Origin of the sequence: Nocardia grenadensis NBRC 108939 (assembly GCF_001613445.1) — a bacterium.
GTDB classification, from domain to species: Bacteria; Actinomycetota; Actinomycetes; order Mycobacteriales; family Mycobacteriaceae; genus Nocardia; species Nocardia grenadensis.
Genome location: NZ_BDCJ01000045.1, coordinates 19,165 through 27,389, shown reverse-complemented (window position 1 = coordinate 27,389; position 8,225 = coordinate 19,165). Strand labels below are relative to the sequence as shown.

Genomic DNA, 8,225 nt, shown 5'->3' with positions numbered 1-8,225 from the left:
GCCCGGTGCCGATCACCGCGGAGACCGCGAGGCCGTAGCCGATATGGCGAGCGTTGATCAGCAGGCCCGCGACCAGCGCGGCCCACGGGCTGCCGCCCGCGGCGACGATGCCGACGAACAGGAACTCGGAACCGGCGGCCAGGACGAGCACCCCGAGCGCGACGGGGAACCACAGTGGGAAACCGGCCGCGACGGCCGTGGCCCCGTAGGACATCCCGGCCACGGTGACCGCGAGGCAGAGCGCGGCGATCAGTGACCGGGCCGGCGGATCGACCGTTCGCCATAACGAACACATGACTACCATGGTGAACATGGACGCTATCGTTCGTCAAACCGAACAAGGTAATGCCGAACCGAACGAACGGCCGGACGGCCACTCCGGCGGCTTTCCCGGCCGAACCCCACAGCAGGTGATCGCCGCGTCCCTGCGCCGGGAACGCCTGCGCGCGGAGCTGTCGCTGACCGAGGTGGCCCGGCGGGCCGGTATCGCGAAATCGACCCTTTCGCAGCTCGAATCGGGCGGCGGAAACCCCAGCCTGGAGACCCTCTGGGCACTGTGCCTGGCGCTGGAGGTGCCGTTCTCGCGGCTGCTCGATCCGCCGCGGCCGCAGACCCGGGTGATCCGGGCCGCGGAGGGGCCGGCGGTGTTCTCGGCCGAGGCCGATTACCGGGCCACCCTGCTGGCGGTCGGCCCGGCGGGGGTTCGCCGTGATATCTATCGCATCGCCGCCGAGCCCGGGCCGCGCCGGGACTCGCAGCCGCACCTTCCAGGGACCGTCGAGCATGTTCTGCTCGGTGCGGGTCGCGCGCTCGTCGGGACGGCCGGTGAACTCGTGGAACTCACCCCGGGCGACTACATCGCCTATCCGGCCGATGTGCCGCACGTATTCGAAGCCCTCGCGCCCGCGACGGTGGCCACACTGATCTCCGAATACCCCTGACGTGCCGGGCCGGTGCCGACCGGCCGGTCGTCACTGCCCGGTGAACCGAGGCGTGCGCCGCTCCAGCATGGCGCCGACGGCTTCGTCGTGATCGGCGGTGTGGTGGGTGAGGGCCTGCATCGCCGCGGAGAGTTCCAGCAGCGTTTCCAGACTCTGCTGCTGGCCCTCGCGCAACAGCCGTTTGGTCATCCGTAGCGCGTGCGGTGGATTGACCGCGATCTCGGCGGCGAGCCGGTGGGCGGTCTCGAGTAGCCGGTCGGGTTCGACGACCTCGGGTGGGGTGAGTGCGAGGTGCGGTTCGGCGCGGCAGCCCGGGCCTCCGCGGGGTGCCCGGCTTCTCGCATGGGTGGGGCGCCGGGAGCTGCCGGGCCCGGCCCGTTCCGGTGGTTGCGCTCATGCGCCAGCCGCGCGGTGAGGCCGACGAGGGTGCGGGTGCGTGACTCGAACTGTGCGAGTGAGGTGCCGAGTTCGCTGTCCGGGACCGTGGTGAGGTCGCAGGAGAGCAGTGCGTCGACGGTCTGTTCCAGGGCGCCGAGCCGGTCCCGAAGCCTGCCGTTCGAACACATGTTCTAATGTTAACCAATCGTGGCAGCGGTTCGCCGAGGCGGCGGACCGCTGTCGGAGCGTATCGACGGCGCTGATGCCGGTCGGTGAGTCGCTTCCCAGGTCTTCCTGGGTGGAAAGATATGCGCCGAGACCCAGGGTCCGGTGGAGGTGCCGGATGATGGGATCGATCAGTCGGGCGGAGGGTGGTCGGTCATGGCGCAGCAGTCTTTCGATATTCGGTATGAGCCGAATCGAAGTGATCTGTCCTGGGCATCGGACTGGGTTCCGGTATCGTTTTCCGAGGACCGGGCATCGATCGGCTGGGACGACATACCCGAGAGCGACTTCCTCGCCTACCGGTTCCGGGCGGATATCGACCTGATCATCGGCGGTCACGACTTCTCCGCCGTGTGGGCTCCCGTTATGGACTTCGCGCTGGCATGGCAATACCTGCCTGTGGCGATGAAGAGCGAAGACCGGGTCGAAACCTGTATGACCGTGGAACCCCTCGTCTATTGCGTAGAGAGCGCCGGTGTCGACGTCACGATCTCATCGAACCATCATTCGGGCCGGGTGTCGCTGTCGCGAGAGCAATTCGGCGTGATGGTGGATCAGATCGTCGATTCGGCCTTCGATCTCCTCTACGACCGGCACCCCGCACTTCTGCGGAATCGCTACCTGGTCGATCTGCGCCGGCGCATCGGGCTCGCACCTGCCTTCGGATGATTCCCTGTCCCTGTCCCTGTCCCTGTCCCTGTCCCTGTCCCTGTCCCTGTCCCTGTCCCTGTCCCTGTCCCTGTCCCTGTCCTGGGTTGCCGGAATTCGCAGAGCGGACGCGGGGACCGGTTTGTGAATGAGCTTGCATGGTCGTGCATAATCATCACATGGCTGATCTCACGGATGTGCCCGACCGGAACGGACCACTGCGCGTGGCCGTCGCCGGTGCCAGCGGTTACGCGGGCGGGGAAGTGCTGCGTCTGTTGCTGGGGCATCCGGAGTACCGAGCCGGGCGCCTCGAGATCGGGGCGCTGACCGCCGGTAACAACGCGGGCACCGCCCTGGGCGCACTGCAGCCGCAGCTGCTGCCGCTGGCGGACCGGATCCTCGCCCCGACCACCGCCGCCGAACTGGCCGGCCACGACATCGTGTTCCTCGGACTGCCGCACGGGCAGTCGGCGGCACTGGCGGCCGAGCTACCGGAATCCACGGTGATCATCGACTGCGGTGCCGATTTCCGGCTCTCCGATCCGGCCGCCTGGGACCGCTACTACGGCGGGCCCCATGCGGGGAGCTGGCCGTACGGTCTGCCGGAACTCCCCGGGGCGCGGGAGTCGTTGCGGGGTGCCACCCGGATCGCGGTCCCCGGCTGCTATCCGACGGTCAGCAGTCTGGCGCTGGCGCCCGCGGTCGCCGCGGGCATCGTCGAGCCGACGGTGCATATCGTCGCCGTCAGCGGCACTTCCGGGGCGGGCCGCAAACTCGATGCCGGTCTGCTCGGATCCGAGGTCATGGGGTCCGCGCGGGCCTACGGAGTGGCCGGTGCGCACCGGCACACCCCGGAGATCACGCAGAACCTGTCGGCGGTCGCCGATGCGCCGGTCCGGGTGTCGTTCACCCCGGTGCTCGCGCCCATGCCGCGCGGAATTCTCGCCACCTGCACCGCGCCGGTGCGGGTGGCCGCGGCCGAGGCACGCGCCGTCTACGAGAAGGCCTACGCCGACGAGCCCTTCGTGCATCTGCTGCCCGAGGGCGTCCTGCCCCAGACCGGATCGGTGCTGGGCGCAAACTCCGTCACGCTGCAGGTCGCCGTGGACACCGACGCGGGCCTGCTCGTGGTGATCGGCGCGATCGACAATCTGACCAAGGGCACCGCCGGCGGCGCGGTGCAGTCCATGAATCTCGCGCTCGGCTTCGACGAGACCGCCGGGCTGTCCACCGTAGGAGTGGCACCGTGACCATCGACCAGAACGGAAACCTCGTGCACAACCAGGGCGTCACCGCACCACTGGGCTTCCGGGCCGCCGGGATCGCCGCGGGTATCAAGGCCAAGGGTGGCCCCGATCTCGCGCTCGTCTTCAACGAGGGCCCCGACTACGCGGCGGCCGGCGTGTTCACCAGCAACAAGGTGAAAGCCGCGCCGGTGCTGTGGTCGCAGCAGGTCCTGAAGGGCGGACGGCTGCGCGCGGTGATCCTGAACTCCGGCGGGGCCAATGCCTGCACCGGGCCCGAGGGTTTCCAGGACACCCATCGCACCGCCGAGGAACTCGCCGCGGCACTGAGCAACTGGGGCACCGAAACCGGAGCCGGGGAGATCGCGGTGTGTTCCACCGGCCTCATCGGCGACCGGCTGCCGATGGACAAACTCCTGCCCGCGGTCACCGAGATCGTGCACGAGATGGGCGGCGGGATGTCCGGCGGTACCGATGCCGCGCACGCGATCATGACCACCGACACCGTGCCGAAGGAAGCGTCCCTGCACCACCCGGACAAGTGGAACGTCGGCGGCATGGCCAAGGGCGCGGGCATGCTGGCCCCCGGTCTGGCGACGCTGCTGGTCGTGCTGACCACCGATGCCGTGGTGAGCGCCGGACAACTCGACACCGCGCTGCGGCGGGCCACCCGGCTCACCTTCGACCGCCTCGACGTGGACGGCGCCATGTCCACCAACGACACTGTCCTGCTGCTGGCCAACGGCGCCAGTGAGGTCACGCCCACCCAGGACGAACTGGACGCGGCCGTGCTCGCGGTCTGCGACGATCTGGCCGGGCAGCTGATGGCCGACGCCGAAGGTGCCACCAAGCGGGTGCTCGTCACGGTGGAGGGCGCGCGCAGTGAGGACGACGCACTGGTCGCGGCCCGGATCATCGCCCGGGACAGCCTGGTCAAGACCGCTATGTTCGGCTCCGACCCGAATTGGGGGCGGGTGCTGGCCGCGGTGGGCACCGCGCCCATCGATCTGGACCCGGATCTGATCTCGGTGTCGTTCAACGGTTTCCCGGTCTGCGTCGACGGTACGGGTGCGCCCGGCGCGCGCGAGGTCGACCTGTCCGGCGCCGATATCCATGTGGTCGTCGATCTGCGGCTGGGCGACGGCACCGCCACGGTCCGCACCACCGATCTGTCCCACGGCTACGTCGAAGAGAACTCGGCCTACAGCTCATGACCGACGCGCTGCACGAACTGTCCGCGCTGCACAAAGCTCACATTCTCGCCGGTGCGCTGCCCTGGCTGCAGAAATTCCGCGACAAGATCGTGGTCGTGAAATATGGCGGCAACGCCATGATCGATGACGGCCTCAAACGGGCCTTCGCCGCCGATATGGCCTTCCTGCGCACCGTCGGTGTGCATCCGGTGGTGGTGCACGGGGGCGGGCCACAGATCTCGGCCATGCTGAAACGCCTGGGTCTCACCGGGGAGTTCCGCGGCGGGTTCCGGGTCACCACACCGGAGGTGATGGATGTGGTCCGGATGGTGCTGTTCGGTCAGGTCGGCCGGGAACTGGTCGGGCTGATCAACGCGCACGGGCCCTACGCCGTCGGGATCTCCGGTGAGGACGCCCGGCTGTTCACCGCGACCCGCCGCACGGTGTTCGTGGACGGGGCGGCCACCGATATCGGACTGGTCGGCGATGTCACCGATGTGCACCCGGATTCGGTACTCGACCTCATCCGCGCGGGCCGGATCCCCGTGGTGTCCACCATCGCCCCCGACGCCGACGGCGTGGTGCACAACATCAACGCCGACACCGCGGCCGCCGCGCTGGCCGAAGGGATCGGCGCCGAGAAACTGGTGGTGCTCACCGATGTCGAGGGCCTGTATACGAATTGGCCCGACCGCTCCTCGCTGACCAGTGTGATCGATACCGACGCGCTGGCCGACCTGCTGCCGTCGCTGGACGCGGGGATGGTCCCCAAAATGGAGGCATGTCTGCGCGCGGTTCGCGGTGGCGTATCGGGCGCGCACGTCATCGACGGTCGCGTACCCCATTCGGTACTGCTGGAACTTTTCACCGGGGAGGGAATCGGAACCATGGTCACACCGCCGGCGAACGAGGAAGACGGAGTCAGAGCATGAGCACTGCGGAACTGCGGCAACGTTGGTCGAATGTGATGATGCGCAACTACGCCACCCCGGAGGTCGTGCTGACCCGGGGCACCGGCGCGGTGGTGTACGACGCGGACGGCAACCGCTACGTCGATTTCGTGGGCGGAATCGCGGTCAACAGCCTCGGTCACGCGCACCACGCCATCCTGAACGCGGTGATGGACCAGCTCGGCACGCTCGGTCACGTCTCGAACCTGTACGGCAGCGAACCGGTGATCGAGCTCGCCGAACGGCTGCTCGGGCATTTCGGTGACGGGGACGGTCGCGCCTTCTTCTGCAACTCCGGCACCGAGGCCAACGAGGCGGCCTTCAAACTGGCCCGGCTCACCGGTCGCCGCAAGATCATCGCCTGTGACGAGGCGTTCCACGGCCGTACCATGGGCGCGCTCGCCCTCACCGGTCAGCCGTCCAAGCGCGCGCCGTTCGAACCCATGCCGCCCGGCGTGGTGCATATCCCCTACGGCGACGCGCGGATCCTGGAACGCGCGGTCGATGCGGATACGGCCGCGGTCTTCCTCGAGCCGATGCTCGGCGAGAGCGGTGTGGTGGTACCGCCGATGGACTATCTGGTGCGGGCCCGGGAGATCACCGCGCGCGCCGGGGCGCTGCTGATTCTGGACGAGGTCCAGACCGGTATCGGCCGCACCGGCAGAATGTTCGCGCACCAGTCGTTCGGTATCACCCCCGATGTCATCACCCTCGCCAAGGGGCTCGGTGCGGGACTGCCGATCGGTGCGGTTCTGGCCACCGGGCCGGCGGCCGAACTGTTCACGCCCGGTATGCACGGCACCACCTTCGGCGGTAACCCGGTCTGCGCGGCCGCGGCCTTGGCCGTGCTGCGCACGCTCGAGGAGGACGGGCTGCTCGAACACGTCGAATCGGTGGGTAAGCGGCTCAGCGACGGGATCGCGGTGCTCGAGCATCCGTTGATCGCCGATGTACGCGGAGCCGGCCTGCTGATCGGGATCGGGCTGACCGCTCCGGTGGCGCCTCGGGTCGAGGCCCGCGCGCGGGCCGCCGGTTATCTGGTGAACCCGGCCAAACCCGATGTGATCCGGTTGGCGCCGCCGCTGGTGCTCACCGAAACCCAGGCCGACAATCTCGTGCTGGATCTTCCGGCGATCCTCGACGAGGTACTGGCCGAAACGAAAGGACCGCGCGGATGACCGCCTCCCTACAACCGGCCACCGCTGTCCGGCATTTCCTGCGTGACGATGACCTGACCCCCGCGGAACAGACCGAGGTACTGGCGCTGGCCGCCGAACTGAAGAAGAGCCCGTTCGCGCGCCGGCCGCTGGAGGGACCGCGCGGCGTCGGGGTGATCTTCGACAAGAACTCCACCCGCACCCGGTTCTCCTTCGAACTGGGTATCGCCCAGCTCGGTGGGCACGCGATCGTGGTGGACGGGCAGACCACCCAGCTCGGACGTGACGAAACACTGGCCGATACCGGGCGGGTCCTGTCGCGTTATGTCGAGGCCGTCGTCTGGCGGACCTTCGGTCAGCAGCGGCTCGAGGAGATGGCGTCCACCGCCACAGTTCCGGTGGTCAACGCGTTGTCCGACGAGTTCCATCCCTGCCAGGTGTTGGCCGATCTGCTCACCATCACCGAGCACAAGGGCGGTCTGCGCGGTCTGCGGCTGGCCTATTTCGGTGACGGGGCCAACAATATGGCCCATTCGCTGCTGCTGGGCGGGGTCACCGCCGGACTGCACGTCCGGATCGCCGCCCCCGCGGGTTTCCTCCCGGCCCCCGCGGTGGTCGAGGCCGCCGAGGCCCGCGCCGCCGAGACCGGCGGCAGCATCGTCGTCACCGAGGACCCGTGGATCGCGGCCGCCGGTGCCGATGTACTGGTCACCGATACCTGGACCTCCATGGGTCAGGAGAGCGACGGACTGGACCGGGTCGGCCCGTTCCGCCCGTACCAGGTGAACACCGAATTGCTGTCCCGGGCCGGTGCCGACGCTATCGTGCTGCACTGCTTGCCCGCGCACCGCGGCGAGGAGATCACCGACGAGGTGCTCGACGGACCGCAGAGTGTGGTCTGGGACGAGGCCGAGAACCGGCTGCATGCGCAGAAGGCGCTGCTGGTGTGGCTGCTGGCACGCGAGGGCGCGCGACGACGATGAGTGAGGCCCGGATACATTCCGCGGGACCGGTCACCGCCGCCACCCGCGCCGGTCGGCAGTCGCGGATCATCGCGCTGCTGGCCGCGCATCCGGTGCGCAGCCAGACCGAGCTCGCCACCCTCCTCGCGGCGGAGGGGATCGAGACCACCCAGGCGACACTGTCGCGTGATCTGGACGAACTGGGCGCGGTGAAACTCCGGGCCGCCGACGGTGGCGCCGGGGTGTACGTGGTGCCGGAAGACGGTAGCCCGGTGCGCGGCGTCACCGGTGGCACCGGGCGGTTGGCCAAACTGCTCGGTGATCTGCTGGTCTCCACTGATTCCAGCGGTAATATCGCGGTTCTGCGCACGCCGCCCGGCGCCGCGCATTTCCTCGCGAGCGCCCTGGATCGGGCGGCGCTGCCCTATATCGTCGGCACGATCGCCGGGGACGACACCATCGCGGTGATCGCGCGCGAGCCCCTCACCGGCGCCGAACTGGCCGCGAAGATCGAAGATCTCGCCTGA

At 68.9% G+C, this 8,225-nt stretch carries 9 protein-coding genes and 1 pseudogene; 8 read left to right on the top strand and 2 right to left on the bottom strand.

The genetic code is table 11. The features are described 5' to 3' along the window. The coding region (locus NGR01S_RS29385) for an AzlC family ABC transporter permease (protein WP_169811994.1) at window positions 1-295 on the bottom strand (295 nt) is incomplete at its 3' end. Window positions 296-311: 16 nt separating this feature from the next. Between NGR01S_RS29385 and NGR01S_RS29380 the strand changes: the two genes are divergently transcribed. Continuing rightward, a complete protein-coding gene (locus NGR01S_RS29380; RefSeq protein WP_084481811.1) occupies window positions 312-941 on the top strand; it encodes a helix-turn-helix domain-containing protein in 630 nt (209 codons plus the stop codon). Between the two features lie 30 nt (window positions 942-971). Here NGR01S_RS29380 and NGR01S_RS30680 read toward each other — a convergent pair. Continuing rightward, a pseudogene (locus NGR01S_RS30680) lies at window positions 972-1,211 on the bottom strand (enoyl-CoA hydratase-related protein); the annotation flags it as partial. Between the two features lie 489 nt (window positions 1,212-1,700). On the opposite strand from NGR01S_RS30680, the gene NGR01S_RS29370 reads away from it, so the two are divergent. The 7 genes from NGR01S_RS29370 to NGR01S_RS29340 all read left to right on the top strand — a co-directional run bounded on the left by NGR01S_RS29370 (window position 1,701) and on the right by NGR01S_RS29340 (window position 8,225). Further along, entirely contained in the window at window positions 1,701-2,213 is a 513-nt protein-coding gene (locus tag NGR01S_RS29370; protein WP_063042622.1) for a hypothetical protein, read from the top strand. Window positions 2,214-2,371: 158 nt separating this feature from the next. Then, window positions 2,372-3,442, top strand: a complete 1,071-nt coding sequence (argC, locus tag NGR01S_RS29365) for an N-acetyl-gamma-glutamyl-phosphate reductase (RefSeq protein WP_084481813.1) — start codon at window positions 2,372-2,374, stop codon at window positions 3,440-3,442. Next, window positions 3,439-4,650 carry a bifunctional glutamate N-acetyltransferase/amino-acid acetyltransferase ArgJ gene (gene argJ, locus NGR01S_RS29360; RefSeq protein WP_063042620.1) on the top strand — a complete coding sequence of 404 codons (1,212 nt, stop codon included), beginning with the start codon at window positions 3,439-3,441 and terminating at the stop codon, window positions 4,648-4,650. Before argC ends, argJ begins: the two co-directional genes overlap by 4 nt. Further along, entirely contained in the window at window positions 4,647-5,561 is a 915-nt protein-coding gene (gene argB, locus NGR01S_RS29355; RefSeq protein WP_063042618.1) for an acetylglutamate kinase, read from the top strand. Before argJ ends, argB begins: the two co-directional genes overlap by 4 nt. Then, the gene (locus tag NGR01S_RS29350; protein ID WP_063042616.1) at window positions 5,558-6,757 is read left to right on the top strand and encodes an acetylornithine transaminase; all 1,200 of its coding nucleotides are present in this window, start codon (window positions 5,558-5,560) and stop codon (window positions 6,755-6,757) included. Before argB ends, NGR01S_RS29350 begins: the two co-directional genes overlap by 4 nt. Next, entirely contained in the window at window positions 6,754-7,719 is a 966-nt protein-coding gene (gene argF / locus NGR01S_RS29345; RefSeq protein ID WP_063042614.1) for an ornithine carbamoyltransferase, read from the top strand. The genes NGR01S_RS29350 and argF overlap by 4 nt, the downstream gene beginning before the upstream one ends. Beyond that, on the top strand, window positions 7,716-8,225 hold the full coding sequence (locus tag NGR01S_RS29340) for an arginine repressor (protein WP_063042612.1): 510 nt from the start codon (window positions 7,716-7,718) through the stop codon (window positions 8,223-8,225). Before argF ends, NGR01S_RS29340 begins: the two co-directional genes overlap by 4 nt.

Excerpts from the sequence above, each read along its gene's own strand:
- argB (WP_063042618.1), top strand. The coding sequence starts at position 4,647 with ATGACCGACGCGCTGCACGAACTGTCCGCGCTGCACAAAGCTCACATT.
- NGR01S_RS29340 (WP_063042612.1), top strand. The coding sequence starts at position 7,716 with ATGAGTGAGGCCCGGATACATTCCGCGGGACCGGTCACCGCCGCCACC.
- argC (WP_084481813.1), top strand. The coding sequence starts at position 2,372 with ATGGCTGATCTCACGGATGTGCCCGACCGGAACGGACCACTGCGCGTG.
- argF (WP_063042614.1), top strand. The coding sequence starts at position 6,754 with ATGACCGCCTCCCTACAACCGGCCACCGCTGTCCGGCATTTCCTGCGT.
- NGR01S_RS29380 (WP_084481811.1), top strand. The coding sequence starts at position 312 with ATGGACGCTATCGTTCGTCAAACCGAACAAGGTAATGCCGAACCGAAC.
- NGR01S_RS29370 (WP_063042622.1), top strand. The coding sequence starts at position 1,701 with ATGGCGCAGCAGTCTTTCGATATTCGGTATGAGCCGAATCGAAGTGAT.
- NGR01S_RS29350 (WP_063042616.1), top strand. The coding sequence starts at position 5,558 with ATGAGCACTGCGGAACTGCGGCAACGTTGGTCGAATGTGATGATGCGC.